The 25805-nt window shown below is 63.1% G+C and carries 26 protein-coding genes and 1 tRNA gene; 22 read left to right on the top strand and 5 right to left on the bottom strand.

Features of this window, described 5'->3' with window-relative positions; all coding sequences use genetic code 11:
* Positions 1 to 23: 23 nt before the first annotated feature.
* From ACTIFF_RS07930 to ACTIFF_RS07915, 4 genes are all read right to left on the bottom strand, one after another.
* Entirely contained in the window at positions 24 to 1361 is a 1338-nt protein-coding gene (locus ACTIFF_RS07930; RefSeq protein ID WP_439536337.1) for a methyl-accepting chemotaxis protein, read from the bottom strand.
* A 221-nt stretch (positions 1362 to 1582) separates the two neighbouring features.
* Entirely contained in the window at positions 1583 to 2578 is a 996-nt protein-coding gene (locus tag ACTIFF_RS07925) for a cytochrome d ubiquinol oxidase subunit II (RefSeq protein WP_439536336.1), read from the bottom strand.
* Entirely contained in the window at positions 2575 to 3960 is a 1386-nt protein-coding gene (locus tag ACTIFF_RS07920; protein ID WP_439536335.1) for a cytochrome ubiquinol oxidase subunit I, read from the bottom strand. Before ACTIFF_RS07920 ends, ACTIFF_RS07925 begins: the two co-directional genes overlap by 4 nt.
* Before the next feature lie 4 nt (positions 3961 to 3964).
* Positions 3965 to 4510 carry a GbsR/MarR family transcriptional regulator gene (locus ACTIFF_RS07915; protein ID WP_439536334.1) on the bottom strand — a complete coding sequence of 182 codons (546 nt, stop codon included), beginning with the start codon at positions 4508 to 4510 and terminating at the stop codon, positions 3965 to 3967.
* Between the two features lie 213 nt (positions 4511 to 4723).
* On the opposite strand from ACTIFF_RS07915, the gene ndk reads away from it, so the two are divergent.
* The 16 genes from ndk to ACTIFF_RS07835 all read left to right on the top strand — a co-directional run bounded on the left by ndk (position 4724) and on the right by ACTIFF_RS07835 (position 20301).
* Complete coding sequence (gene ndk, locus ACTIFF_RS07910; protein WP_069037375.1) at positions 4724 to 5149, top strand: nucleoside-diphosphate kinase; 426 nt, start codon at positions 4724 to 4726, stop codon at positions 5147 to 5149.
* A 10-nt stretch (positions 5150 to 5159) separates the two neighbouring features.
* Positions 5160 to 6269, top strand: coding sequence for a 23S rRNA (adenine(2503)-C(2))-methyltransferase RlmN (rlmN, locus tag ACTIFF_RS07905; protein WP_439536333.1), 1110 nt, complete (start codon positions 5160 to 5162; stop codon positions 6267 to 6269).
* Positions 6270 to 6391: 122 nt separating this feature from the next.
* Positions 6392 to 7126 (top strand): type IV pilus biogenesis/stability protein PilW, encoded by a 735-nt coding sequence (gene pilW / locus ACTIFF_RS07900; RefSeq protein WP_439536332.1) that lies wholly within the window; start codon positions 6392 to 6394, stop codon positions 7124 to 7126.
* Positions 7126 to 8010, top strand: coding sequence for a helix-turn-helix domain-containing protein (locus ACTIFF_RS07895; RefSeq protein ID WP_439536331.1), 885 nt, complete (start codon positions 7126 to 7128; stop codon positions 8008 to 8010). Before pilW ends, ACTIFF_RS07895 begins: the two co-directional genes overlap by 1 nt.
* Positions 8011 to 8024: 14 nt before the next feature.
* Positions 8025 to 9266: a flavodoxin-dependent (E)-4-hydroxy-3-methylbut-2-enyl-diphosphate synthase gene (gene ispG / locus ACTIFF_RS07890; protein WP_439536378.1), complete on the top strand. Its 1242-nt coding sequence runs from the start codon at positions 8025 to 8027 to the stop codon at positions 9264 to 9266.
* Between the two features lie 10 nt (positions 9267 to 9276).
* Positions 9277 to 10578: a histidine--tRNA ligase gene (gene hisS, locus ACTIFF_RS07885; protein ID WP_439536330.1), complete on the top strand. Its 1302-nt coding sequence runs from the start codon at positions 9277 to 9279 to the stop codon at positions 10576 to 10578.
* A gap of 42 nt (positions 10579 to 10620) precedes the next feature.
* A complete protein-coding gene (locus tag ACTIFF_RS07880; RefSeq protein ID WP_439536329.1) occupies positions 10621 to 11295 on the top strand; it encodes a YfgM family protein in 675 nt (224 codons plus the stop codon).
* Positions 11292 to 12443 carry an outer membrane protein assembly factor BamB gene (bamB, locus tag ACTIFF_RS07875; protein ID WP_439536328.1) on the top strand — a complete coding sequence of 384 codons (1152 nt, stop codon included), beginning with the start codon at positions 11292 to 11294 and terminating at the stop codon, positions 12441 to 12443. The genes ACTIFF_RS07880 and bamB overlap by 4 nt, the downstream gene beginning before the upstream one ends.
* Positions 12444 to 12452: 9 nt before the next feature.
* A complete protein-coding gene (gene der, locus ACTIFF_RS07870) occupies positions 12453 to 13781 on the top strand; it encodes a ribosome biogenesis GTPase Der (RefSeq protein WP_306478125.1) in 1329 nt (442 codons plus the stop codon).
* Positions 13782 to 13881: 100 nt separating this feature from the next.
* Positions 13882 to 14121, top strand: coding sequence for an RNA chaperone Hfq (gene hfq / locus ACTIFF_RS07865; protein WP_069037366.1), 240 nt, complete (start codon positions 13882 to 13884; stop codon positions 14119 to 14121).
* A 36-nt stretch (positions 14122 to 14157) separates the two neighbouring features.
* Positions 14158 to 15456, top strand: a complete 1299-nt coding sequence (hflX, locus tag ACTIFF_RS07860; protein WP_439536327.1) for a GTPase HflX — start codon at positions 14158 to 14160, stop codon at positions 15454 to 15456.
* Entirely contained in the window at positions 15443 to 16660 is a 1218-nt protein-coding gene (gene hflK, locus ACTIFF_RS07855) for an FtsH protease activity modulator HflK (RefSeq protein ID WP_439536326.1), read from the top strand. The genes hflX and hflK overlap by 14 nt, the downstream gene beginning before the upstream one ends.
* On the top strand, positions 16660 to 17541 hold the full coding sequence (gene hflC / locus ACTIFF_RS07850; protein WP_439536325.1) for a protease modulator HflC: 882 nt from the start codon (positions 16660 to 16662) through the stop codon (positions 17539 to 17541). Before hflK ends, hflC begins: the two co-directional genes overlap by 1 nt.
* 107 nt (positions 17542 to 17648) lie before the next feature.
* Positions 17649 to 17834 carry a DUF2065 domain-containing protein gene (locus ACTIFF_RS07845; RefSeq protein WP_257093587.1) on the top strand — a complete coding sequence of 62 codons (186 nt, stop codon included), beginning with the start codon at positions 17649 to 17651 and terminating at the stop codon, positions 17832 to 17834.
* Positions 17834 to 19006, top strand: a complete 1173-nt coding sequence (locus ACTIFF_RS07840; RefSeq protein ID WP_439536324.1) for an ATP phosphoribosyltransferase regulatory subunit — start codon at positions 17834 to 17836, stop codon at positions 19004 to 19006. Before ACTIFF_RS07845 ends, ACTIFF_RS07840 begins: the two co-directional genes overlap by 1 nt.
* A gap of 2 nt (positions 19007 to 19008) precedes the next feature.
* Positions 19009 to 20301 carry an adenylosuccinate synthase gene (locus ACTIFF_RS07835; protein WP_306478121.1) on the top strand — a complete coding sequence of 431 codons (1293 nt, stop codon included), beginning with the start codon at positions 19009 to 19011 and terminating at the stop codon, positions 20299 to 20301.
* Positions 20302 to 20450: 149 nt separating this feature from the next.
* Here the strand turns inward: ACTIFF_RS07835 and ACTIFF_RS07830 are convergent.
* A tRNA-Leu gene (locus ACTIFF_RS07830) sits at positions 20451 to 20535 on the bottom strand.
* Positions 20536 to 20568: 33 nt separating this feature from the next.
* Between ACTIFF_RS07830 and rnr the strand changes: the two genes are divergently transcribed.
* The 6 genes from rnr (at position 20569) to rplI (ending at position 25710) form a co-directional block, all read left to right on the top strand.
* Positions 20569 to 23298 (top strand): ribonuclease R, encoded by a 2730-nt coding sequence (rnr, locus tag ACTIFF_RS07825; protein WP_439536323.1) that lies wholly within the window; start codon positions 20569 to 20571, stop codon positions 23296 to 23298.
* Complete coding sequence (gene rlmB / locus ACTIFF_RS07820; RefSeq protein ID WP_257078473.1) at positions 23295 to 24050, top strand: 23S rRNA (guanosine(2251)-2'-O)-methyltransferase RlmB; 756 nt, start codon at positions 23295 to 23297, stop codon at positions 24048 to 24050. The genes rnr and rlmB overlap by 4 nt, the downstream gene beginning before the upstream one ends.
* 119 nt (positions 24051 to 24169) lie before the next feature.
* Positions 24170 to 24589 (top strand): 30S ribosomal protein S6, encoded by a 420-nt coding sequence (gene rpsF / locus ACTIFF_RS07815; protein WP_439536322.1) that lies wholly within the window; start codon positions 24170 to 24172, stop codon positions 24587 to 24589.
* A complete protein-coding gene (gene priB / locus ACTIFF_RS07810; RefSeq protein WP_439536321.1) occupies positions 24586 to 24939 on the top strand; it encodes a primosomal replication protein N in 354 nt (117 codons plus the stop codon). Before rpsF ends, priB begins: the two co-directional genes overlap by 4 nt.
* Before the next feature lie 34 nt (positions 24940 to 24973).
* A complete protein-coding gene (rpsR, locus tag ACTIFF_RS07805; RefSeq protein WP_069040341.1) occupies positions 24974 to 25246 on the top strand; it encodes a 30S ribosomal protein S18 in 273 nt (90 codons plus the stop codon).
* Between the two features lie 14 nt (positions 25247 to 25260).
* Positions 25261 to 25710: a 50S ribosomal protein L9 gene (rplI, locus tag ACTIFF_RS07800; protein ID WP_257093597.1), complete on the top strand. Its 450-nt coding sequence runs from the start codon at positions 25261 to 25263 to the stop codon at positions 25708 to 25710.
* Positions 25711 to 25805 lie beyond the last annotated feature (95 nt).

The raw sequence follows: 25805 nt of genomic DNA, 5'->3' as shown, positions 1-25805 counted from the left end.
ATCGATCGGCCTGAGTGCCTGTTTCAGCGGCTGGCTTCCTGCGCCGGAATGATGTGGGCAATCTGTTCGGTCGCTTCGCGCGTGCGTTCGGACAGCGTGCGCACCTCGTCGGCCACCACCGAAAAACCACGGCCGGCGTCACCGGCGCGCGCTGCCTCGATGGCCGCATTGAGTGCCAGGCGGTTCGTCTGGCTGGCAATGTCGCGGATCGTGGTGACGATTTCGTGAATCTTCTGCACGTTGTCCTTCAGCTGCTGGCGCTGGTTCAGTTCCAGTTCCTGCAGATGACGTTCGTTCAGTTCGCTGTCGATGCTGGTCAGCGCGCCAACCGCACGCAGCGGCGTGCCGTCGGCGGCGCGCCGGGTACGGCCACGGGCGCGGAACCAGCGGTACTGGTTGTCCTTGCAGCGCAGCCGGTAGTCGATGCAGTAGGGCGTGCGGCCGCTGCGGTCCATCAGATGGTCGATGAAGGCCTTGAACACGGCCTGCTTCTCGTCCGGATGAAGACGTGAAGCCCAGCTGTCGAGCACGTTCGGAAACTCCTCTTCGGTCTCGAATCCGACCAGCTGGCGGAACTGGTCCGACCACCAGAAGGTGTTCGACGGATTGACCGGGTCGCCGGCGACGACGTCGAGGTCCCAGATGCCGTCGTTGAGCATTTCGCTGGCCAGCGTGAAACGGGTCAGCGTGACGTCCAGCATGGCTTCGTCTTCACGGCGCTGCGTGATGTCGGTCAGCGATCCGGCAATGCGCAGCGACTGGCCGGACGGATCGAAGGCCGTCACGACGCGGCCGCGTATCCAGCGGTAGCGGCCATCCTTGGCGGCGATCCGGTACTGCATGTCGGGCCAGCTGCCATCACGACGGTTACACCAGGCGTGGCTCAGTGCCTCCAGAGTGGCCTTGCGATCATCCGGGTGCAGTCGGCTCGACCAGCTCTCGAGCCGGTTCGGAAAGTCGGCTTCGCTGTCGAAGCCCAGCATGTGGCGCACGGTGTCGGACCACCAGACAGGTGCTTTCAGATCCAGCGTGCGGCTGTCGCCGGGCGTGGCCTCCCACAAACCCGCATCGGACAACGTTGCCATCATTTCGCTGCGCGTGCGCGCCTGATCGCCCGCCTCGCGTGCTTCATTCAGCTCGGCCTTCGTGGCCGCGAGATCGCCTTCCAACTGCCGAACCTGCTCTTCCGCGTGGTGCAAACCTTTCTTCAGGCCATCCAGCGCATTCGACAGCGAACCCAGCACCGCACGCTGTCGTGCGCCCCCTCCGGCCGGAGGGGCGTAGCCGTCGCCACGCGATGCGTTGTCTGCAATCTTCTGGATTTCCTGATGCAAGTTCGACCCGAAAAGGCTGTTCAGCATGTTTTTATTCCCCCGTTATGCGTCCGCTTGTGGCGAACCTGTAGCAAGGCGATCGGCACGCCTTGTTGATTCGTGGTTAGCGGACACTACGGCGGGATACTTGAAGCATTTCTTCACGCTGCAGGGAAGATGATTGCGCGAAGAAATTCCGGATTCTGAGGCGCGACATGCTGCGCTGCGGCTGAGGGGCGGATGCCGCACGGCATCCGCCCCTCAGCCGGTCAGCCGTAGCGCAGTTCGGTGGCCTTGCCCCAGAACACGCGATGGGCGAAAAAGGTGTAACCCAGTATGGCCGGCACCGTGAAGGCGCAGCCGGCAAGGATGAGGTTGAGGGCAGCCGTTGAACTGGCGGCTTGCCAGATCGTGATGCGGTCCATCACGACATACGGATAGAGGCTGTAGGCCAGGCCCAGCCCCCCCATGAGGAACACGCCGATGGTCAGGATGAACGGCAGCCAGCACAGTGTGCCCAGCGCGCGCGTGCCCGACAGGGTCCACCACAGCGCCACGAAGCAGGCGAAGGTGGCGAACGGTATGGGCAGCAGGCCGATCAGTTGCGGCAGGCTGAACCAGCGCTCGGCGACCGTGCTGCTGACCCAGGGCGTGGCCAGCGAGATCAGGCCCATGCCGATGATCACCGGTATCAGGGCAGTCCGGCCCCACTGTGCGGCGCGACGCTGCAGCTCGCCGTCCGTCTTGAGTACCAGCCAGCTGGCGCCCATCAACACGTAGGCGCAGGGCAGGGCGATGGCGATGGCCAGCGCGAACAAGTCATAGACGGCGCCTTCGGCGAAGCCGGTGATGAAACGTCCGAGCATCCAGCCCTGCGCCACCGACGTGACGGTCGAGCCGATGAAGAAGCCGCGGTTCCACAGCGGCTTGTGGGTGTCCTGCGCCTTGACCCGAAAATCGAAGGCGACGCCGCGCAGGATCAGCCCGATCAGCATCAGCGCGATCGGCAGATAGAGCGCAGTCATGACGACACCGTGTGCCTTCGGGAAGGCGATCAGCAGAATGCCGACGCCGAGCACCAGCCAGGTTTCGTTGGCGTCCCAGAACGGTCCGATGGACGCAATCATCATGTCCTTCTGACTGTCGTCGGCGCGATGCAGCAGCATGCCGACACCCAGGTCGAAACCATCCAGCACCACATAGAGGAACATCGACAGGCCCATCAGGCCCATGAAGATGACCGGCAGAAACTCGGCCCAGGTCATGCTTCACCTGCCTTGCGCGCCAGTTGCGCGCCACCGAGCACGGCCGCGCCGCCGGTGGGCGCCGGGTCGTAGGTGTCGGACGGCTTTTCAGCCATGTAGCGCAGCACACCGATGTAGCAGGCGATCAGCGCGGCGTACGTGATCAGATAGCCGGCCAGCGTGAGCGCGATGTAGGGCGCAGGCGTCGACGAGGCGACGTCCGCGGTCTTGATCAGGCCCTGCACGATCCACGGCTGACGGCCGATTTCGGTCACATACCAACCTGCGACAGTGGCCACCCAGCCGGAGAAGGTCATGCCGGCAATCGACGCAATCAGCCAGCGCGGCGCCCGCTCCGGCTGCCAGCCGTGGCGGCGCAGTATCCAGCAGCCGACCCAGCTGACCAGCAGCATCATCGTGCCGACGGCAACCATGATGCGGAAGCCGAAGAACAGGGGTTTGACCGGCGGATGGTTCTCGAACTCGTTCAGTCCTTTCAGTTCGCCGTCCCATTCGTGGGTCAGGATGAAAGAGGCCATCTTCGGAATGCCGATCGCGAGGTCGTTGCGCCGTTCCGCCTCGTTCGGCAGTGCGAACAGCAGCAGCGGGGCGCCTTTCTCGGTTTCCCACACCCCCTCGATCGCAGCGATCTTCTGCGGTTGGTGCTGCAGGGTGTTGAGACCATGCATGTCACCCACGACGATCTGCACCGGAATCAGCAGGGCGGCCAGCGTCAGTGCGGCACGCAGCGCCACCGCACTGGACGGGTTGGCCTTGCGCCGAAGTACCTGCCAGGCCGAGACGCCTGCCACCAGGAAGGACATGGTCAGGAAGGAGGCCAACAGCATGTGCGCGAATCGCCACGGGAAGGATGGATTGAAGATGATTTCCAGCCAGCTGGTCACGTGGAATTCGCCATCGATGATTTCGTAGCCGACCGGCGTCTGCATCCATGAATTGAGGACCAGGATCCAGAAGGCACTCATCGTGGTGCCGAAGGCGACCAGGAAGGTGGCCAGCATATGTATACGTTCACTGACGCGTCCATGGCCGAACAGCATGACACCGAGGAAGGTCGCCTCAAGGAAGAAGGCGGTCAGCACCTCGAAGCCCAGCAGCGGACCGGCGATGTTTCCGACCTTTTCCATGAAGCCCGGCCAGTTGGTACCGAACTGGAAGCTCATCGTGATGCCACTGACCACGCCCAGCGCGAAAGTGAGCGCGAAAACCTTGGTCCAGAAGCGGTAGGCCGTCAGCCAGGGGCGCTGATTTGTCTTCAGCCAGCGCCAGCGCATGAACAGCAGCATCCAGCCGAGCGCGATCGTGATGGTCGGAAACAGGATGTGGAAGGTGATGTTGGCGGCAAACTGGATGCGCGCCAGCAGGACGGGATCAAGATCCATCAGGTCACTCCTTGCTGCCGGATTTGAGCTGGCCGGTCAGTTCCAGCAGTTTCTGCACCTTGGAACCCATGCGCATCAGTTTGGCGAGTGTCTGGGCATCGAGCCGCTGTACATCGTCGAACCACGTGCTCATCAGGTCGATCAGATCGTGCATGCTGCGCATGCGTTCCTGCGCGATGCGGTCGGCTTCGCTGCCCGGCTCTTCAAGCAGCGCGCTGCGCAGCATGGACAGTGTCGGTTCCATCTCGCGCCGGCGGCGTTCTTCGGCCAGTGTCCGGAATACTTCCCAGGCATCGGTCGGGGCCTCGAAGAATTCCCGCCGGTCGCCCGGGACGTGCTTCATCTTCACCAGCCGCCAGGACTGAAGTTCCTTCAGCCCCATGCTCACATTCGAGCGTGAACAGCCGAGCGTGTCCGCAATCTCGTCGGCGCACAGCGCAGTCGGCGACACGAAGATCAGCGCGTAGATCTGGCCGACCGTGCGATTGATGCCCCAGCGGCTGCCCATCTCGCCGAAGTGGCCGACAAAGCTCTGTACGAGGGGTGTCATGGACGTGTGGATTGCAAGGGCTGATTGCGGTTTCGTTAATGTACATCAAATTTCAGTAATTACTGAAACTTCGATAACCTCCTGAAGCAGAAGACGCCATCGGACAGCCGGGACGCCAATCCCTGACGTCAAGGGCGAAGACTTGTGGCCCCGGTCTTGCTACACTCTATGGTTGTCCTTCTACGTCCCGCAGCATTTTTCCGGAGATTCACCATGGCAGCAGAACGCACCCTTTCGATCATCAAGCCCGACGCCGTCGCCAAGAACGTTATCGGCAAGATCTATCAGCGCTTTGAGGACGCGGGTCTGAAGATCGCCGCATCGCGCATGACCCAGCTGTCGCGCGCCGAGGCCGAAGGCTTCTATGCCGTGCACCGCGAGCGTCCGTTCTTCAAGGATCTGGTCGATTTCATGATTTCCGGCCCGGTGATGATCCAGGTGCTGGAAGGCGAAGGCGCCATCCTCAAGAATCGCGACCTGATGGGCGCCACTGACCCGAAGAAGGCCGCGCCGGGCACCATCCGCGCCGATTTCGCCGATTCGATCGACGCCAATGCCGTGCATGGCTCGGACGCGCCGGAAACCGCCGCTGTCGAAATCGCCTACTTCTTCCCCGCGCTGAACGTCTACTCGCGCTGAGAGCCGCCGCGTGACCCGCACCAACCTGCTGCAGTTTGACGCCGAAGGGTTCGCAGACTTTTTCGCCGGTCTTGGCGAAAAGCCCTTCCGCGCGCGACAGGTCATGCGCTGGATCCACCGCAACGGCGAGGGGGAGTTCGCTCAGATGAGCGACGTCGCCAAGTCATTGCGCGCGAAACTCGAACAGATCGCCTGCGTGGAGGCACCGGTGCCGGTGCGCGACAGCACCAGCACCGATGGCACGCGCAAGTGGCTGATCGATGTCGGCGCCGGCAATGCCATCGAAACCGTCTTCATTCCCGAAGAGCGTCGCGGCACGCTGTGCATTTCGACCCAGGCGGGCTGTGCGCTCGATTGTGCGTTCTGCTCGACCGGCAAGCAGGGCTTCAACCGCAATCTCGAGGTGTCGGAAATCATCGGCCAGCTGTGGCTGGCCAATCGTGCGCTGGGCGCCGTGCGCGGCGGCGAGAATGACGGCGAACGTGTGATTTCGAACGTCGTCATGATGGGTATGGGCGAGCCGCTGGCCAATTTCGATGCCACGGTGAAGGCGCTGCGCCTGATGCTGGACGACAACGCCTACGGCTTGTCGCGTCGTCGGGTGACGGTGTCGACCTCCGGCATCGTGCCGGCCATGGACCGCCTGGGCGAGGCCTGCCCGGTCGCACTGGCCGTGTCGCTGCATGCACCGAATGATGCGCTGCGCGACGAACTGGTGCCGATCAACAAGAAGTATCCACTGCGCGAGCTGCTGGCCGCCTGCGTCCGCTACCTCGATCACGCGCCGCGCGATTTCATCACCTTCGAGTACGTGATGCTCGACGGCGTGAACGACAGCGACGCCCATGCGCGCGAACTGATCGCGATTGCACGTCAGGTGCCGTGCAAGTACAACCTGATTCCGTTCAATCCGTTTCCTGCGGCACCGTTCGGGCGGTCGTCGAAAGAGCGCATCCGTGCGTTTTCGGACATCCTGATGGCGGAGGGCATCGTCACGACGACCCGCAAGACGCGCGGCGACGATGTCGATGCCGCTTGCGGGCAACTTGCCGGTCAGGTGCTCGACCGCACCCGACGTACGCAGAAAACCATTCCACTCGTGGAGGTTCCAGCACGGTGACCAGATTTTCATCAGGTGTTGCGACCGTCCTGTCACTCGCCGTCCTGCTCGCCGGATGCGCAGGCAGCCAGGGCGGAAATTCAACCGGCTCCACGACGGGCAATCCGAATACGACCACCACCGTGCAGAGTCGTACCGGTGCGCAGTCGTCGGAGTACAAGCCGCTCGAACCCATCGTGACGGGGGCGGCCCGCACGCGTGCAAAATCGCATACCGAGCTGGGCATGGCCTACCTTGAGGCGGGAAATGTTGCGATCGCGCTTGAAGAAGGGCGCACCGCACTGCGCGACGACGCGTCCTACGGCCCGGCCTACAACCTGATGGGTCTGGCGCACATGTACCTTGGCGAGAAGCAGCAGGCGCGCGACAACTTCGAGCGCGCGCTGCGTCTTGCGTCGAGCGATCCGGACATCAACAACAACTACGGCTGGTTCCTCTGTCAGAACGGCGACACGGCGCGTGCGATGCAGCTGTTCAACGAGGCGATCCGGAACCCGCTGTACGCCACTCCGACCCGTCCCTACACGAACGCCGGGCTGTGCGCATTGCAGGGGAATGACCTGCAGACCGCGGAAGTCAATTTCCTGCTGGCGATCAACGCCGATCCGGGCAATACGCAGGCGATCTACAACCTGGCGGCACTGCTGTATCGCAAGGGCAGCTATCTCGAGGCACGCAAGCAGTTGAGCAATTTCCACGCGCAGCGCGATTCGGTGGCGGAAAGTCTCTGGCTTGCCGTGCGCATCGAACGCAAACTGAGCGACAAGGTGTCGGAGGCTGGCTTCGCCAGCCAGTTGCGCCGCCGCTTTGCGGGCACGCCTGAACACCAGCAATTGATGCAGGGGAACTACGACTGATGTCTGAGCAGGACGAGGTGGTCGATCTGCCGCGCGATGCGCTCACAGGTTCGGTCGGCACGCGACTGAGGCAGGCGCGCGAAGCGCGCGGCATGTCCATCGACAGTGTCGGACGTGCGATCAAGCTGGCACCGCGTCAGGTCGAAGCCATCGAAGCGGACGATTTCGACAGCCTGATGAGCCCGACCTATGTTCGAGGTTTCATACGCAATTACGCGGCGCTGATCGGTCTGGATGCGCAGACCCTGCTGGGCAGTCTGGATCAGCAGCATGTACGGGCGACGCCGCAGCTGATCGAACAGGCCAATGTGGGCGTCGCCATGCCGGTGCAGTCGGCCCGGCGCAAGTGGCTGCTGCCGCTGCTTGCCATGAGCGTTCCGGTGCTGGCGGGTTTTGCCTTATATATATGGTTCGAGTTCTGGCCCGCCGATGTGCCGGTCACCGGGCAGGCGGACATTTCGCTGCTCGATCCGTCGCCGCTGGACGGCCCCGTGTCCACCGAAGCCTCCGGCGATGTCCGGTTCGATCCGGCCGATGCATCGGCCAGCGACCTATTGCCGTTGCCGGCCGAATTGTCGAGTGATGCGGCCCCCGACGCGGTTGTCCAGACCACGCCGTCGGACGCCGTTGCCGCGGCAGCCCCCGGAGAGCACCGGCTCGAATTCACCTTCAGCACGGACTCGTGGGTGGAAATCCGCGATGCCAGCGACGCCATCCTGCTGTCGGATCTGAACCGGAGCGGCAGCACCCGGACGGTGAATGCCACTTTCCCGGTCTCTCTGGTCATCGGAAATGCGCGTTCCGTGACCCTGAAGGTCGATGGGCAGCCGCACGATCTGGCGCCGTCGATCAAGGTTGATGTCGCGCGACTGAGGCTCGAGTAATGGGTGATCAAGCAATGAGTTCGCTGGTCCGCCGCGCGACACGTTCGGTGAAGGTCGCAGGCGTGACGATTGGTTCGGCTGCGCCGGTGGTCGTGCAGTCGATGACCAACACCGACACCGAAGACCATATTTCGACCGCCATCCAGGTGGCCCAGCTGGCACGCGCCGGTTCGGAAATCGTGCGCATCACGGTGAACACGATGGAGGCGGCGGCAGCCGTGCCGCGGGTGCGCGAGCAGCTGCTGAAAATGAATGTGGATGTGCCGCTGGTCGGTGATTTCCACTTCAACGGCCACAAGCTGCTGCGCGAGCATCCGGCCTGCGCCGAGGCGCTTGACAAGCTGCGCATCAATCCGGGCAATGTGGGCAAGGGCAGCAAGCGCGACGAACAATACGCAGCGCTGATCGAAATCGCCTGTCGTTACGACAAGCCGGTGCGCATCGGCGTGAACTGGGGCAGCCTCGACCAGACCTTGCTGGCACGCGTGATGGACGAGAACGCCCGCCGGCCGCAGCCCAAGGACGCCATCGACGTGATGCGCGAAGCCATGGTCACGTCCGCGCTGGAAAGTGCGGCGCAGGCCGTCGAATGGGGCCTGCCGCCCGATCGCATCATCCTGTCGTGCAAGGTGAGCGGCGTGCAGGACCTGATCGCCATCTACAGCGAACTGGCAAAGCGCTGCGACTACCCGCTGCATCTGGGCCTGACCGAAGCCGGCATGGGTTCCAAGGGCATCGTGGCATCGACCGCGGCGATGGCGGTACTGCTTCAGCAGGGCATCGGCGACACGATCCGCGTATCGCTGACGCCCGAACCCAACGGCGACCGCACGAAGGAAGTGATCGTGGCGCAGGAAATGCTCCAGACCATGGGGCTGCGCGCGTTCACGCCGATGGTCGCAGCCTGCCCGGGGTGCGGACGCACCACGTCGACCTTCTTCCAGGAACTGGCGTCCGACATCCAGAGCTATGTGCGCGACCGGATGCCTGACTGGAAAACGCAGTACGACGGCGTCGAACGGATGACGCTGGCCGTGATGGGCTGCGTCGTGAATGGCCCGGGTGAAAGCAAGCACGCCAACATCGGCATTTCGCTGCCGGGCACCGGTGAGACGCCGGTGGCACCGGTGTTCGAGGACGGCGAAAAAACCGTCACGCTGAAGGGCGACAACATCGCCGCCGAGTTCCGCGGCATCGTCGACGCCTACGTCGCCCGCACCTACACCAGGAAAATCGCCGGCACGACCGGCGCCTGAACAACGAACAATGAGCAAACTGCAAGCCGTTCGCGGCATGAACGACATCCTGCCGGACGAGGCAGAACGCTGGGAAGCCTTCGAAACCATCGTGCGCGACTGGCTGCGCGCTTACGGATACCGCCCGATCCGCATTCCGCTGCTCGAGCACACGCCGTTGTTCAAGCGCGCGATCGGTGAAGTGACCGACATCGTCGAGAAGGAAATGTATTCCTTCGAAGATGCGCTCAATGGTGAAAACCTGACGCTGCGCCCGGAAGGCACCGCCTCCTGCGTGCGCGCCGTGACCGAGCACAATCTGCTGTATGACAGCCCGCGCAAGCTCTGGTACATGGGCCCGATGTTCCGTCACGAGCGCCCTCAGAAAGGTCGCTACCGCCAGTTCCATCAAGTCGGCGTGGAAGCGCTCGGCTACGCCGGGCCCGATGTCGACGCCGAACTGATCATGATGTGCCAGCGCCTGTGGGACGACCTCGACCTGATGGGCATCCGGCTGGAAATCAATTCGCTCGGCTCGCCCGAGGAGCGCCTTCAGCATCGCGCCGAACTCATCGCCTATTTCGAGGCGCACCAGGAGCAACTGGACGAGGACGCGAAGCGCCGCCTGCACAGCAACCCGCTGCGCATCCTCGACACCAAGAACCCGGCCATGCAGGCGCTGGTCGAGGCGGCGCCAAAGCTGTCGGACTACCTGGGCAAGGAGTCACTGGCGCATTTCACCGCCATCCAGGACACGCTGCGCGCCGCCAATATCCCGTTCCGCATCAATCCGAGGCTGGTGCGCGGCCTGGATTACTACAACCTCACCGTGTTCGAGTGGGTGACCGACCAGCTTGGCGCCCAGGGAACGGTGTGTGCCGGCGGTCGCTACGACGGACTGGTTTCGCAGCTCGGCGGCAAGCCTGCCCCGGCAGCCGGCTTTGCAATGGGCATCGAACGTCTGCTGTCGCTGTGGAATCCGGTGCAGGCCGACGCGCTGATCGAACGCCCGGAAGCCTATGTCGTCCACTCGGGAGAAGGCGTCCAGGCGGAGGCGTTCGCGCTGTCAGAGCAGCTGCGCGACGCGGGCTTTGCCACGTTGATGCATTGCGGCGGTGGCAGCTTCAAGTCGCAGATGAAGCGCGCCGACGCCTCCGGCGCTGCGGTCGCACTGATACTTGGCGAAGACGAAGTCGCATCCGGTGATGTCACGTTCAAACCTCTGCGCGGGGGTGACCAGATGCGCATCAGCCGTGATGACGTCGCCGAACACCTCGCCATGCTGCTGCTCGGTGGCGACGACACCGACGACGAAGAACCGTTGTTGCACTGAAAATCAAACCACAACCGGAAACACCGGACAGGAGTCCAGGACATGGCAGCACTCGATCTTGAAGAACAGGAACAGCTTTCGACCATCAAGGCATGGTGGGCGGCTTGGGGCAATCTGATCACCTGGACGGTGATCGCGGTGTCCGCGTCGCTGATCGGCTACCAGGCGTGGAACTGGTACAACCGCGATCAGTCGGTGAAGGCCAGCGTCGTGTTCGACGCGCTGCAGGACGCCGCGCTTGCCGGTGACCTGAAGAAGACCCGCGAAACCTCCGGCCAGCTGACCGAACATTTCGGCGGCAGTTCGTACGCGAGCCTGGGAGCTCTGCTGTCGGCCAAGCTGCATGTCGACAACGGCGACACCAAGACTGCTCGCGCACAGCTGGAATGGGTCAAGGCGAACGCGCCGGAAAACATGCTGCGCGACCTCGGCCGCCTGCGACTGGCGTATGTGCTGATCGAGGAACAGGCGTTCGACGAAGCAACCAAACAGCTCGACGGCAAGGTCGATCCCACGCTTGAAGCGCGATTTCTCGAAGCGCGCGGCGACGTGCTGCTGATGCAGGACAAACGGGACGAAGCGCGCACGGCCTACCAGTCCGCGCTGACGAAGATCGATGAAAACGTCAAGGCGGGTGATGCGCTGGCCAGCGCGGCTCCGCAGGGCTATCGCAATGTGGTCGAGATCAAGCTCGATGCGGTCGGTGGCGCCCGGTGACGCGACTGACCGTTCTGCTGGTGGCCAGCGCACTGTTGGCGGGGTGTGGCTCAACGCTCGACAGCCTGGACAGCCTCAATCCGTTCAGCGGCCCGCCCAAGCCCAAGATGCCGGTACTCGAGCCGCTCGAATCCAGTGCCCCGGTGACCGAACTGTGGCGCTATGAGATCGGTCAGTCCGGCAATGCGGTGTTCGAACCCGCGGTGATCGGCAGCAGCATCTTTGTCGCCGCGCGCGATGGCACGATCGCCCGTCTGGACGACGGCAGGCAGATCTGGAAGATCAACGCCGGCAAGCCCCTTTCCGGCGGCATCGGCGCCAATGAGCGGCAACTTGTCGTCGGCACTGAAAAGGGCGATGTGCTGGCGTTCGACCTCGACGGCAAGCCGCTTTGGGACGGTCTCGTCAGTTCCGAAGTGCTGAGCGCACCGCTGGTGACCGATGACATGGTGTTCGTGCGCAGTGCCGACAGCCGCATCCAGGCGTTCACGGCGATCGATGGCGCGCGCAAGTGGAATTACCAGCGACCGAATCCGTCGCTGACGCTGCGCACCCACGCCGGGGTGATCAGTACCCCGTCCTTTCTGATTGCAGGGTTCCCGGGCGGCAAGCTCGTCGCCATCAACCGCAGCACCGGCGTGGCGGTGTGGGAATCTAACGTGGCATTGTCGCGTGGCGCGACGGAACTTGAACGCATCGCCGACGTATCCAGCCTGCCGGTCATCGTCGGTCGGGACGTCTGCGCCTCGGCCTTTCAGGGGCGGGTGGCGTGCTTCGAACTGAGTACCGGCAAATCCATCTGGACACGCGACATATCGAGTGCCGCCGGCATCGATATCGACGCACAGAACCTGTACGTCAGTGATGACAATGGTGCCATCCATGCGCTGGATCGCGCGACCGGCGCCAGCGTGTGGAAGCAGGACAAGCTGAAGCGCCGCTATCCGGGGCGGCCACTCGCGCTCGAGGGCGTTGTTGCCGTCGCCGATGGCGAAGGGCTGCTGCACCTGCTGAGTACGGAGAACGGCGCCTTCGTCGCGCGGGTCAAGGGTGACGGCAGCGCGCTCAATGCGTCGCTGCGTCCTTACGGCACCGCTTTCGTGGCGCAGAGCCGCGCCGGCATCGTACGGGCCCTGGCGGCCCGCTGAGGATCTAGCTTGAAACCCGTACTGGTACTCGTAGGTCGCCCGAACGTCGGCAAGTCGACGCTGTTCAACCGGCTGACCAAAACCCGTGACGCCCTCGTTGCCGATTTCCCCGGCCTGACGCGCGACCGTCATTACGGCACCGGCCGCCTCGGCGACCGGCCGTTTCTCGTGGTGGACACCGGTGGTTTCGAGCCGACCGCCCGCGACGGCATCATGGTCGAAATGGCGGCACAGGCCGAACAGGCGATTGCCGAAGCGGACGTTCTGATTTTCCTCGTCGATGGCCGGGCCGGCCTGACCGCGCACGACCGGGAAATCGCCGCCCGTCTGCGCCGTGTCGGCAAGCCTCTGGTGGTTGCGGTGAACAAGGCGGAAGGCATGCGGCAGGAAATCGTCGCGGCCGAGTTTCACGAGCTCGGGCTGGGTGATCTGCACGTGATTTCTTCCGCCCACGGCGAGGGCGTGCGCAGCCTGCTTGACCACTGCCTGAGCGGCTTTGCCGACGACGACGAGGTGGAACCTGATGACCGGGTCCCGAAGATTGCCGTGGCCGGTCGCCCGAACGTCGGGAAATCGACGCTGATCAATGCGCTTTTGGGCGAAGAGCGTGTCATCGCCTTCGACCAGGCCGGAACGACGCGCGACGCGATCAGCATTCCGTTCGAACGCAACGGCAAGCGCTACACACTGATCGATACCGCCGGGCTGCGCCGCAAGGGACGGGTGTTCGAAACGATCGAGAAGTTTTCGGTCATCAAGACAGTGCAGGCGATCGAGCAGGCAAACGTGTGTGTGCTGGTGCTCGATGCAACGCAGGAAGTATCCGATCAGGACGCCCATATCGGCGGCTTCATCGTCGAAAGCGGCCGTGCCCTGGTGCTTGCCGTCAACAAGTGGGACGCCGTGGACAGCTACCGGCGCGAAATCTTCAAGCGTGAAATCGCGCGCAAGCTGGGTTTTCTGGGCTTCGCGCGCCATCTGTACATTTCGGCACTGGAGGGGTTGGGCGTGAGCGGCCTGTTCGGTGCTGTGGACGCCGCCTACGCAGCGGCGATGACCAAACTTCCGACGCCCAGGCTGACGCGCGCGCTGCAGGCGGCGGTCGAGAAGCAGTCGCCCCCGAAGCACGGCCTTTTCCGGCCCAAGATGCGCTATGCCCACCAGGGCGGAATGAATCCGCCGGTCATCGTCATTCACGGCGCCGCACTCGAACATATTGCCGAAAGTTACCGGCGCTATCTCGAACACTATTTTCTGGAAATATTCCGGCTTCAGGGTACGCCGCTGAGGGTCGAATTCCGTACCGCGCACAATCCGTTCGTCGCATCGAAGAAATGATGTCGCGATCGGGGATCAAAATGCGGGGTCCGGGGTCTGAAGCTGCGGTGCATCAAAAAATCCAGTAGAGTCCTATTTCAAATAAACAAGAGGTGTCCACATGAGCAACAAAGGGCAAATGCTACAAGACCCCTTCCTCAACACCCTGCGCCGGGAGCATGTTCCGGTCGCGATCTACCTCGTGAATGGCATCAAGCTGCAGGGCCAGATCGAGTCGTTCGACCAGTACGTTGTTCTGCTCAAGAACACGGTGACGCAGATGGTGTACAAGCACGCCATCTCCACTGTCGTACCCGCGCGTCCGGTCAATATCCAGCACGATCAGGGCGACAGCGCTTGACCGGCGACAACGGTCACCTGCAGGCACTTCGCTCGCATGATTGAGCGGCCAGATACCGGCGAGCGCGCGGTCATCGTCCAGCTCGATCTCGGGAAAGGCGACTACGAAGACCGGCTGGACGAATTCACGTTGCTCGCGCTGAGTGCGGGCGCGGTGCCGGTCGCTCGCGCAGGGGGCAAGCGACAGGCCCCGGATCCGGCGACCTTTGCCGGAAAGGGCAAGGTGGCCGAGATCCTCGATCTCGCCAATGCCAACGAAGCGGACATCGTGCTGTTCAATCACGAACTTTCGGCCAGCCAGCAGCGCAATCTCGAGCGGGCGCTGTCGCGGCGCGTCATCGACCGCAATGCGCTGATCCTCGACATCTTCGCGCTGCGTGCGCGCAGTCATGAAGGCAAGCTGCAGGTCGAACTCGCCCAGCTCGAACATCTGTCTACACGTCTGGTCCGCGGCTGGACCCACCTGGAACGACAGAAGGGCGGCATCGGTCTGCGTGGTCCGGGTGAAACGCAGCTCGAAACCGACCGCCGCCTGCTCGGCCACAGGGTGAAGGCGCTGAAAGAGCGACTTGAGAAGGTCGAACGCCAACGCGGCGTGCGCCGGAAGTCGCGCGAGCGGCAGTCGACGCCTGTGGTCGCGCTGGTCGGTTACACGAATGCGGGCAAGTCCACATTGTTCAATGCGCTGACGAAGGCGGGCAGCTATGCCGCGGATCAGTTGTTTGCCACGCTGGACACGACGTCGCGCCAGCTCTATCTCGGCGAATTCGGGCAGGTGGTGCTGTCGGACACGGTGGGTTTCATACGCGACCTGCCGCATACGCTGGTCGCCGCCTTCCACGCGACGCTGGAAGAAACTGCCGGCGCCGACCTTCTGCTGCATGTCATCGACTCGTCGGCGCCGGATCGCGATGCGCAGATCGCTGCGGTGGATCGTGTGCTGGCCGAAATCGGAGCCGACGCGGTGCCTCAGATAAGGGTGCTGAACAAGGTGGACCTGATGCCTGCGTTGCAGCCGGGAGCTGATCCTGCAGGCTGTGATAACATTTGCAAAGTTCGCGTGAGTGCTCGCACGGGTGCGGGTTTGGCTGATTTGCGGGCAGTCATCGCGACACGTTTGCAGGCCGAAAGGATCGCCGCTGCGCAGCGCGTGCATCCGAACGACGATCCTCGAGGCCTGAACCTGGAACCGCGGACGAATTCCGCACTCCGAGTGATCAGCTCATCAGAGAGCGGCGACATGTCTTCCACGGAAGGCGACGAACGCTCCCCTCAACTTTTATCCTTACCTGACCAATCCGAACGTGCTGAATGCGATCTTGATGTCGCTGAATGACCCCCGCTGGGGCAATCAGGGCGGCAATGGCAACAAAGGCGGCAATCAGGGACCTCCCGATCTGGAAGACCTGTGGCGCGATTTCAACAAGCGCCTGGCGGGGCTGTTCGGCGGCAAGTCGAACAACGGCGGTGGCGAAAGCCGCCCGCCGGTCACACCGCGCCAGTTCGGCGGCGGCATCGGCGTGGTGCTCGGCCTGATCGTCATCGTCTGGCTGGCCAGCGGCCTGTACATTGTCGATGCAAGCCAGCGCGGAGTCGTGCTGCGTTTCGGCAAGCTTGTCGAAACGACCGACCCGGGCCTGCAGTGGCGCCTGCCGTATCCGATCGACTCGCACGAACTGGTCAACCTGACCGGCGTACGCACGGTCGAGGTCGGCTACCGCGGCGCGGAACGCAACAAGGTGCTCAAGGAAGCACTGATGCTGACCGACGACGAGAACATCATCAACATCCAGTTCGCGGTGCAGTACATTCTGAAGGACCCCGTGGCTTACCTGTTTCAGAACCGCCTGCCCGAAGAGTCGGTTGTACATGCCGCTGAAACCGCAATGCGCGAGGTGGTCGGTAAGAGCAAGATGGACTTCGTTCTTTATGAAGGACGGGAACAGATCGCCGTCGATGCGCAGCGCATCATGCAGCAGATACTCGATCGCTATCAGACCGGCATCCAGATCAGCCGCCTGACGCTGCAGAATGCGCAGCCTCCGGAGCAGGTGCAGGCCGCATTCGACGACGCAGTCAAGGCCGGACAGGATCTGGAACGACAGAAGAACGAAGGTCAGGCCTACGCCAATGACGTGATCCCCAAGGCACGCGGTACCGCCTCGCGGTTGCTTGAAGAGGCCAACGGCTACAAGGAACGGATCATCGCCACCTCGCAGGGTGACGCGAGCCGGTTCAAGCAGATTCTTGCCGAGTACGTGAAGGCGCCTGAAGTGACGCGCCAGCGTATGTATATCGACACGGTGCAACAGGTCATGATGAATACGAGCAAGGTGCTGCTCGACGCGAAGGGCGGCAACAACCTGCTGTATCTCCCGCTCGACAAGCTGATGCAACAGGCGGGGGCAGCTGCGGTCGATGTCGCAGCGGGCAATCGCAGCAACGAAACGATGTCGCTTCCGTCGATGTCGGGTGATGCGGCAGCCGCCGACATGCGATCGCGCGATGCGCTGCGCGCCCGCGAGCGGGGAGAGCGTTGATGCGCGAAAAACTGCCTCTCTTCTTCGGCGGCATCATCGTCGCCCTGATCGTACTGTCCAGTTCGCTTTTCACGGTCGATCAGCGCCAGTACGCCATCGTGTTTCAGCTCGGTGAAGTGCGCACCGTGATCGAGCAGCCCGGCCTGCATTTCAAGTGGCCGCTGGTGCAGAACGTGCGCCTTTTCGATCGCCGCATCCTGACGCTCGACAGTGCCGATCCCGAGCGCTACATCACGTCGGAAAAGAAGAACGTGCTGGTCGATCTGTTCATCAAATGGCGCATCACCGACGTCAAGCAGTACTACATCTCGGTCGGTGGCAACGAGCGACTTGCGGAAACGCGCCTGCTGCAGACCGTGAACGCAGGGTTGCGCGAGGAATTCGGTCGGCGCACGGTCAATGAGGTCGTGTCGGGCGAGCGCGAAAAGATCATGGAAGACATGCGCAGCAAGGCCAACGTCGATGCCGTCAAGATCGGCGTGGAAATCGTCGATGTGCGGTTGAAGCGCGTCGATCTGCCGACCGAGGTGTCCGAATCGGTGTATCGCCGGATGGAAGCGGAGCGTAAGCGTGTTGCCAATGAGCTACGCTCGCTGGGTTCGGCTGAAGCGGAAAAGATCCGGGCGGACGCTGACCGTCAGCGTGAAATCATCGTCGCGGAGGCCTACCGGGAATCGCAGAAGGTCAAGGGTGACGGCGATGCGCAGGCAGCGGCCATCTACTCCGACGCATTCGGCTCCAATCCAGAGTTCTATGCCTTCTACCGCAGCATGGATGCGTATCAGAAGAGCTTTCGCAACAAGAGCGACCTGATGGTCATCGAGCCGACGTCCGATTTCTTCCGCTATCTCAACAACAGCGGTCGGCAGCCGGTGAAATGAGCATCGGAACCCCAGGCGTCCGCGCTGCTGTATAGTCCACCGGTTATTTATTCGCCGTACGGAATGAAAAGTCACCAGCCCGCAATGCGGGCTGTGCTTTTTTCGTGATGGATTCAATACTTCTCATCGCCTTGGGTTTGATGCTCGTCCTGGAGGGCGTCCTGCCTTTCGTGGCGCCGCGCCTGTGGCGTGAAACCTTCCGCAGAGCGACCGAGCTGGCCGACGGCCAGCTTCGTTTCGTCGGTCTGACCTCAATGATTATCGGTATTGCGCTGATTGCGCTGTTCAAGTGATGCGTCGCTGGTTATTGCCCGAATCGATCGAAGACCTGCTGCCCGATGAGGCGCGTCAGGTCGAAAGCCTGCGTCGGCGCCTGCTGGATGAATGCCTGACCCAGGGCTACGAGCTGGTCGTCCCGCCCCTGGTCGAATACATCGAATCGCTGCTGACCGGCAGCGGGCGCGACATGGATCTGCGTACCTTCAAGCTGGTGGATCAGCTGTCCGGTCGAACGATGGGGCTGCGTGCCGACATCACGCCCCAGGTCGCACGCATTGATTCCCACCTGCTGAATCGCAACGGCGTGGTGCGCCTGTGCTACTGCGGCTCGGTCGTCCATGCGCTGCCGTCCGGATTCAACGCGACGCGAGAGCCCATACAGCTCGGTGCGGAGCTTTACGGCCACGCAGGGATCGAGGCGGACGTCGAACTGGTCACCTTGCTGCTGACGTCGCTCGATGTTGCGCAGGTTGCGTTGGCACGCATCGATTTTGGCCATGTCGGCATCTTTCGAGCGCTGGCCGACCGCCTGGAGTCACCTCAGCTGCGCAGCGAAGATGGATTGCAGGACTTGTTTGCAGCGCTTCAGGCCAAGGACATGCCGTCGCTTCGGCAACTGCTGATGGATGAACCCGCCACGCTCAAGGCTGCCTTCCTCGCGTTGCCCGATCTTTACGGGAAAGCTGACACGCTGGCGCGCGCGCGCGCTGCGCTGCCGGATTTCCCGGAAATCGCGACCGCGCTGGCGGAACTTGAACGCGTGGGTGCGACGGTCGATGCCGACGCGCTCGGTTTTGACCTCGCGGACCTGCGTGGCTATCACTACCACAGTGGAATCACGTTCGCCGCATACTGTGCGGGTCAGGCGCAGGCGATCGCGCTCGGCGGGCGCTACGATGAAGTGGGCAAGAGTTTTGGCAGGGCGCGTCCGGCGACCGGATTCAGCCTGGATCTGCGCCAGCTGGCGCGTCAGGCGCCGCAACTCGAACGGCGGTCGGGCATCCGCGCACCGTATGTTCATGATGCCGCGCTGATGCAGCGGATTCGTGCATTGCGTGACGCCGGCGAAATCGTGGTGGTCGACCTGCCGGGTCATCCGGACGATGTCGCCGAACTGGGATGTGACCGCCAATTGGAATTCGTTGAAGGTGAGTGGCAGATCGTGTCGCTCGACAGAAAGGTTTAAGCATGGCAAAGAACGTAGTGGTCGTCGGCAGTCAATGGGGCGACGAGGGCAAGGGCAAGGTCGTCGACTGGCTGACCGATTCGGTACAAGGCGTGGTGCGCTTCCAGGGCGGCCACAACGCCGGCCATACGCTGGTGATCGGTGGCAAGAAGACCGTATTGCACCTGATTCCGAGCGGCGTGCTGCGCGAAGGCGTGGCCTGCTACATCGGCAATGGTGTCGTGCTGTCACCCGAGGCGCTGTTGTCCGAGATGGACGAACTGGAGGCTGCCGGAGTCGATGTTGCGGCACGCCTGCGCATTTCGGAAGCCTGTCCCCTGATCCTGCCGTACCACCAGGCACTCGATCGTGCCCGCGAAACCGCCAAGGGCGAGAACAAGATCGGGACCACCGGTCGAGGCATCGGCCCGGCCTACGAGGACAAGGTGGCGCGCCGTGCGCTGCGCCTGCAGGACCTGCTGCGTCCGACGCGTTTCGCAGCCAAGCTGGCGGAGATACTCGATTATCACAATTTCGTGCTGACGCAGTATTTCGGCGCACCCAAGGTCGACTTCCAGCAAACGCTGGACGGCGCGCTGGCGCTGGCGCCGCGCATCGAAAAACTGGTGGCCGACGTGCCGCGCGCCCTGTACGAAGCGAACAAGGCGGGCTCGAACCTGCTGTTCGAGGGGGCTCAAGGCACGCTGCTCGACATTGACCACGGCACCTATCCCTTCGTCACGTCGAGCAATTGCGTCGCAGGTGCGGCAGCGGCGGGGGCCGGTGTCGGTCCGACGATGCTGCATTACGTGCTCGGCATCACCAAGGCCTACACGACGCGCGTCGGCGGCGGACCGTTCCCGACCGAACTGTTCGATGACACCGGACGCCATCTGGCCACCAAGGGCAATGAATTCGGTGCCACCACCGGTCGCCCGCGTCGCTGTGGCTGGTTCGATGCCGCCGCGCTGAAGCGTTCGATCCAGATCAACGGCATATCCGGCCTGTGCGTGACCAAGCTTGACGTGCTGGATGGCGTCGAGGAACTGAAGGTGTGTACGGGTTACCGCATCGATGGAGAACTGTCGGACATCCTGCCCGTCGGCGCCGAAGAGCTGTCGCGCTGCGAGCCGGTGTATGAAACGTTGCCGGGCTGGAAGGATACGACCTTCGGCATCAAGGCGCTCGATGAACTGCCGGCGAATGCCCGCAGTTACCTCAAGCGCATCGAGGAAATCTGCGGCGTACCGGTCGACATGATTTCCACCGGTCCTGACCGTACCGAAACCATTCTGCTGCGCCATCCGTTCGAGTGAGTGATGGCGGGGCCGGGGGCCGCATGTCCGTGAAGGCCATGCGGTTCATAATGGGTAATGTGACCGATGCAGTCAGGAACGTCGGCGGGAAGAAAGCGGACAGGAAAAGAAAAAAGCCGACATCGCTGTCGGCTTTCGTCCTTGCTTCTTGGTGCCCAGGAGAGGACTCGAACCTCCACACCTTGCGGCACTAGTACCTGAAACTAGCGCGTCTACCAATTTCGCCACCTGGGCAAGAGGCTGCGCATTCTAAAGAAAGCATTCACGTTGTCAAGAGAAACAGAGAAGAAGAATTCACCGAGCAAGATTCGACGCGCCGACCCGTTCTTCGAACGCGAGTCGACGCGTTACGACAATCCCCTGCCGAGCCGCGAGTACATCGTGCAGGCGCTCGAAGAGGCCGGCATGCCGATGACCGCCGACGAGCTCGTACAAGCGCTGGACATCCAGCCCGAGGAGCGCGAGCACTTCGTGCGCCGCCTGAGCGCGATGGAGCGCGAGGCGCAGCTGATGCGCAACCGGCGCGATGCCTACATCATTCCCGACAAGGCAGACCTCGTGGCAGGTCGGGTCGAAGGACACCCGGACGGGTTCGGTTTCGTCATCACCGGTGACGGCAAGGCGGACAAGAAGGGTGAGAAAGGCGACAAGGGCGACATCTTCCTCAGCGCGCAGGAAATGCGCAGCGTGCTGCATGGCGACCGTGTGCTGGTGCGTGTCACCGGACTTGATCGCCGCGGCCGGCGTGAGGGCAGGGTGGTTGAGGTCACCGAGCGCGGCAATACGCGTCTGGTCGCCCGCGTCGTCGAAGAGCACGGCGTACAGTTCTGCATTGCCGAGAACCGCCGCATCCGCCAGCAGATCGTGCTGGCCGCGCCCGAGAAGGGCAAGCGGGCACTGAAGGCCGCCGCCGGCAGCGTGGTCGAAGTCGAATTGATCGAACAGCCGACCCGCTACACGCCGCCGATCGGCCGCGTGGTCGAGGTCCTGGGCAATTTCGGCGATTCCGGCATGGAAATCGAAATCGCGCTGCGCAAGCACGACATGCCGCACGAATTTTCCGCCAAGGCACTGGCTGCGGCAAAACGCCTGCCCGACGAAGTGCGGTCGGAAGACATCGGCAAGCGCGAAGATCTGCGCAAGCTGCCGCTGGTCACCATCGACGGTGAAACCGCGCGCGACTTCGACGATGCGGTCTACGCCGAACGGCAGGGCAAAGGCTTCCGCCTGATCGTCGCCATCGCCGATGTCAGTCACTACGTGAAGCCCGACGCCCCGCTCGACATCGACGCCTTCGAACGCGGTAATTCGGTGTATTTCCCGCGTCGCGTCATTCCGATGCTGCCGGAAAAACTGTCGAATGGCCTGTGTTCGCTGAACCCCGAAGTCGATCGCCTGTGCATGGTGTGCGACATGGACGTGTCGGCCACCGGCGCCATCCAGCACTACAGCTTTTACGCTGCAGTGATGAATTCGAAGGCACGGCTGACCTACACCGAAGTGGCGGCGGCGATCTACGACAAGGACCCTGCGACGCGCGAACGCCTGAAGCCGCTTCTGCCACGCCTCGAAGCACTCGATGCGGTGTTCCGCGTGTTCGAGAAGGCGCGTGCCAAGCGCGGCGCAATCGACTTCGAAACCGTCGAAACGCTGATGCTGTTCAACGATGAAGGCAAGATCGACCGCATCGTGCCTTATGCCCGCAATGATGCGCACCGGCTGATCGAGGAATGCATGCTCGCGGCCAATGTGTGCGCGTCACGCTTTCTCGAAGACAGCAAGCAGCCGACGCTGTATCGCGTGCACGAAGGCCCGAGCGAGGACCGGTTGCAGAAGCTGCGCGCCTTCCTCGGCGAATTCGGCTTCCAGCTCGGCGGTGGCGACAAGCCGCACGCGAAGGACTACGCCGCACTGCTGACGCAGATCGGCGACCGTCCGGACCGCCAGCTGCTGCAGACCGTCATGTTGCGTTCGCTGCGCCAGGCGGTTTACAGCCCCGACAATGTCGGTCACTTCGGTCTTGCCTACGAGGCCTACACCCACTTCACGTCGCCGATCCGCCGTTATCCCGATCTGCTGGTGCATCGCGCGATCAAGGCGGCGCTTGCGAAGAAGCGCTACGAGCCGGGTGACTGGTCGGACATCGGCCTGCACTGCTCGACCACCGAGCGGCGTGCCGACGAGGCCAGCCGCGACGTCCAGAACTGGCTCAAGTGCTATTTCATGCAGGATCGCGTCGGCGAAGAGTTCGAAGGCAGCGTGTCGGCCGTCGTGCCGTTCGGTCTGTTCGTCGCGCTCGACAATGTCTTCATCGAAGGGCTCGTCCACATTTCCGAACTGGGCGCCGACTACTTCCACTACGAAGAGGGCAAGCATCGTCTGGTTGGCGAGCGCAGCGGACGCATGTATCGCCTCGCTGACCGGGTGCGCATTCAGGTCGTTCGGGTCGATCTGGACAACACCCGCATCGAATTCAGGCTGGCGGGCGGTGGCGACGATTTCGGGCGCGTGCCGCGCGCATCGCTGACGCCGAAAGCGGGGCCGACCGGTCCTTCATCGCGCAAGCGGGTCGCCGTCGAACCGGTTGAGCCCACGCCGCCGCCGAAGGCGGCGAAGACCGGTCGGGGTCGGGCCGCCAGGAAGGCGGCTCAGGCTTCTGCGTCCGCCTCGTCCCCGTACGCTGTCCCGGACCAGCCGTCCGTTGGCAAGAAACCGAAAGCGGCATCGAAAGCAGCGCCTGACGCGCCGGCCAAGCCCGCCAAAGGCGGCGCGAAAAAGGCTGCGAAGCCCAAGGCTGCAAAGCCGGCGCCCGCGAAGCGCGAAGCTGCAAAATCGCAGGCCACGAAGCCGGCCGCCGCGAAAGCTGCCGGCAAACCTGCGGCCCTGCTGCTGTCGAAGTCGCCCGCCAAATCATCGAAGCCGGCCGCAGCAAACGGCGGCGGGACGAAAGAGACCACGCCTGAGTCGGCGGCACCGAAGCGTGGTGGCCGGAAATGAGTGGCGATACGCGTTACATCTTCGGCTTCCACGCGGTGACGGCAAAAATCCGTCATGCGGCGGACAGTGTGAAGGAAGTGTTCGTTTCGACGGCACGGACCGACGGCCGCATGCGCGACCTCGTCCGCGCGGCCGAGGCGGCCGGTGTGAAGCTGGTGCAGACCGATCCCGCGCGGCTTGACGGGCTGGCAGGTGGGGCAGCCCGCCATCAGGGTGTGGTGGCGCGCGTGCTGGCGCAGATCCCCTATCGCTCGCTGGACGACGTGCTCGATGCGCTGTCCGAACCGCCGCTGCTGCTGGTACTCGATGGCATCCAGGATCCGCACAACCTCGGCGCCTGCCTGCGAGTCGCCGATGCAGCGGGTGCCCATGCCGTGGTTGCGCCGCGCGACCGTGCGGTCGGCCTCAACGCCACCGCGATCAAGGTGGCCAGCGGCGCGGCAGATACCGTGCCCTATGTGACCGTCACCAACCTGGCGCGCAGCCTGCGCGAAATGAAGGAGCGCGACATCCTGACCATCGGCGCGGCCGGCGAGGCGACGCAGTCGATGTATGCCGTCGACCAGTCGGGTGCGGTGGCCTGGGTGCTCGGCGCCGAAGGCGACGGCCTGCGCCGGCTGACACGCGAAACCGCAGACGTGCTGGCGATGATTCCGATGCACGGCACGGTCGAAAGCCTGAACGTATCGGTCGCCAGCGGCATCTGCCTGTTCGAGGCCAGACGCCAGCGCAGCGCCCGGTCTGGCTTGTGAGGCCTTGATTTTCCGGGCTATAATGTTCGGCTTACCTTGCCTCACCGGACTCGCATGCCGGGAGGCTTAACCGCCAGGTCTGCCGCAGGGCAGGCGGGCAAAAACCGCAAGGAGATTACATGCGACATTACGAAGTTGTTTTCATCGTCCATCCGGACCAGAGTGAGCAGGTGCCCGCAATGGTCGAGCGCTACCGCACGCTCGTCACCGGTCGCAGTGGCAGCATCCATCGTCTGGAAGATTGGGGCCGCCGTCAGCTGGCCTATCCGATCCAAAAGGTGCACAAGGCTCACTACGTGCTCATGAACATCGAGTGCGACAACGAAACGCTGGCCGAACTCGAGCACGCCTTCAAATTCAACGACGCCGTCCTGCGCCATCTGACGATCAAGATGCGCAAGGCTGTCGTGACGCCTTCGCCGATGATGAAGGAAGAGAAGTCGCGTTCGCTGCTGGCACCGTCCGCTGACTCGGCATCGTCCGCTGACTCGGCATCGGTTGCAGAAGCCGAGCCAGTCGCCGAACAGCCGGCCGCTTGATCGACGGCGGAACGGATACGGAGCGCAAGGCGAATCCGTCCGGTCAGGCGATCAACAGTTTCACGTTGCACGCCACCCTGATCGAACGTGACGCGCTGAGGCACACACCGGCTGGCGTACCGATCCTGCGGGGATGTCTCGAACACCACTCGCAGCAGATCGAAAACGGCGTGCCGCGCGAAGTCAGGCTTGAAACAGACTTCGTGCTGCTCGGCGACCAGGCCGGATTGCTCGCCGCCGCACCGCTCGGAACCGCGTTGATCGCACAAGGATTCATGGCTGCCCGCAGCGCACGAAGCAGGCAGGCAGTCATGCACATGAACAGCATTGAATTCGTGACGGAACGCTGACTCGCGAACCGTCGCAAAAATGGAAGGAACCACCATGGCTTTCAGACCGAAGAACGCAAAGAAGAAGGACGATCGCGGATCGCGCAGCATGTTCAAGCGCCGCAAGTTCTGCCGCTTCAGCGCCGAGAAGATCGAAGAAATCGACTACAAGGACGTCGAAATCCTGAAGGATTTCATCTCCGAGAACGGCAAGATCATGCCGGCCCGACTGACCGGCACCCGTGCCGGCTATCAGCGCCAGCTGTCCACAGCCATCAAGCGCGCCCGCTTCCTTGCGCTGATGCCTTTCACTGACCTGCACCAGTAAGCGAGGAGACGACCATGCAAGTCATCCTGATGGATAAAGTGGCCAAGCTCGGCGATCTGGGCGATGTGGTGAAGGTGCGTGACGGTTACGCCCGCAATTTCCTGATTCCGACCGGCCGCGCCAAGCGCGTCACGCCGGAAAATCTGGCCGTGTTCGAAACGCGTCGCGCCGAACTTGAAAAGGCCGCTGCCGAACGTCTGGCGGGCGCCAAGGCCGTCGCCGAAAAGATGGAAGGCGTGACCGTTCAGGTCGTGCGCAAGGCCGGTGTCGATGGTCGCCTGTTCGGCTCGGTGTCGACGTCCGACATCGCCGAGGCGCTGGTCGCCCAGTCGTTTCCGGTCGACAAGTCGATGGTCCGCATGCCCGATGGTCCGCTGAAGACGACCGGCGAAAGCCAGTTCGAAATCGCACTGCACTCGGATGTGCTGGTCAACGTCACGGTGGCAGTGGTCGGCGAAAGTTGATCGTCGCCTCCGGCCAGCTGGCCGGATCGCAGCAAGAAAGCCACCTCAGGGTGGCTTTTTTGTTTTCGAGTTGGCGCCCGGATGTGCTTCCAGCC

The organism is Methyloversatilis sp. (genome assembly GCF_051861465.1).
Lineage (GTDB): Bacteria > Pseudomonadota > Gammaproteobacteria > Burkholderiales > Rhodocyclaceae > Methyloversatilis.
The sequence above is the reverse complement of the archived record's forward strand: the minus strand, read 5'-3'. Positions and strand labels throughout refer to the sequence as shown.

What these genes read in the sequence shown, in the direction of transcription:
- hisS (WP_439536330.1), top strand. Translation starts at nt 9,277, where the DNA reads ATGAGCAAACTGCAAGCCGTTCGCGGCATGAACGACATCCTGCCGGAC.
- rplI (WP_257093597.1), top strand. Translation starts at nt 25,261, where the DNA reads ATGCAAGTCATCCTGATGGATAAAGTGGCCAAGCTCGGCGATCTGGGC.
- ACTIFF_RS07895 (WP_439536331.1), top strand. Translation starts at nt 7,126, where the DNA reads ATGTCTGAGCAGGACGAGGTGGTCGATCTGCCGCGCGATGCGCTCACA.
- hflC (WP_439536325.1), top strand. Translation starts at nt 16,660, where the DNA reads ATGCGCGAAAAACTGCCTCTCTTCTTCGGCGGCATCATCGTCGCCCTG.
- ACTIFF_RS07920 (WP_439536335.1), bottom strand. Translation starts at nt 3,960, where the DNA reads ATGGATCTTGATCCCGTCCTGCTGGCGCGCATCCAGTTTGCCGCCAAC.
- rlmB (WP_257078473.1), top strand. Translation starts at nt 23,295, where the DNA reads ATGAGTGGCGATACGCGTTACATCTTCGGCTTCCACGCGGTGACGGCA.
- ACTIFF_RS07845 (WP_257093587.1), top strand. Translation starts at nt 17,649, where the DNA reads ATGGATTCAATACTTCTCATCGCCTTGGGTTTGATGCTCGTCCTGGAG.
- ACTIFF_RS07840 (WP_439536324.1), top strand. Translation starts at nt 17,834, where the DNA reads ATGCGTCGCTGGTTATTGCCCGAATCGATCGAAGACCTGCTGCCCGAT.
- rpsR (WP_069040341.1), top strand. Translation starts at nt 24,974, where the DNA reads ATGGCTTTCAGACCGAAGAACGCAAAGAAGAAGGACGATCGCGGATCG.
- ACTIFF_RS07930 (WP_439536337.1), bottom strand. Translation starts at nt 1,361, where the DNA reads ATGCTGAACAGCCTTTTCGGGTCGAACTTGCATCAGGAAATCCAGAAG.
- rpsF (WP_439536322.1), top strand. Translation starts at nt 24,170, where the DNA reads ATGCGACATTACGAAGTTGTTTTCATCGTCCATCCGGACCAGAGTGAG.
- hflK (WP_439536326.1), top strand. Translation starts at nt 15,443, where the DNA reads ATGTCGCTGAATGACCCCCGCTGGGGCAATCAGGGCGGCAATGGCAAC.
- ACTIFF_RS07915 (WP_439536334.1), bottom strand. Translation starts at nt 4,510, where the DNA reads ATGACACCCCTCGTACAGAGCTTTGTCGGCCACTTCGGCGAGATGGGC.
- hfq (WP_069037366.1), top strand. Translation starts at nt 13,882, where the DNA reads ATGAGCAACAAAGGGCAAATGCTACAAGACCCCTTCCTCAACACCCTG.
- ispG (WP_439536378.1), top strand. Translation starts at nt 8,025, where the DNA reads ATGAGTTCGCTGGTCCGCCGCGCGACACGTTCGGTGAAGGTCGCAGGC.
- ACTIFF_RS07925 (WP_439536336.1), bottom strand. Translation starts at nt 2,578, where the DNA reads ATGACCTGGGCCGAGTTTCTGCCGGTCATCTTCATGGGCCTGATGGGC.
- ACTIFF_RS07880 (WP_439536329.1), top strand. Translation starts at nt 10,621, where the DNA reads ATGGCAGCACTCGATCTTGAAGAACAGGAACAGCTTTCGACCATCAAG.
- hflX (WP_439536327.1), top strand. Translation starts at nt 14,158, where the DNA reads ATGATTGAGCGGCCAGATACCGGCGAGCGCGCGGTCATCGTCCAGCTC.
- ACTIFF_RS07835 (WP_306478121.1), top strand. Translation starts at nt 19,009, where the DNA reads ATGGCAAAGAACGTAGTGGTCGTCGGCAGTCAATGGGGCGACGAGGGC.
- ndk (WP_069037375.1), top strand. Translation starts at nt 4,724, where the DNA reads ATGGCAGCAGAACGCACCCTTTCGATCATCAAGCCCGACGCCGTCGCC.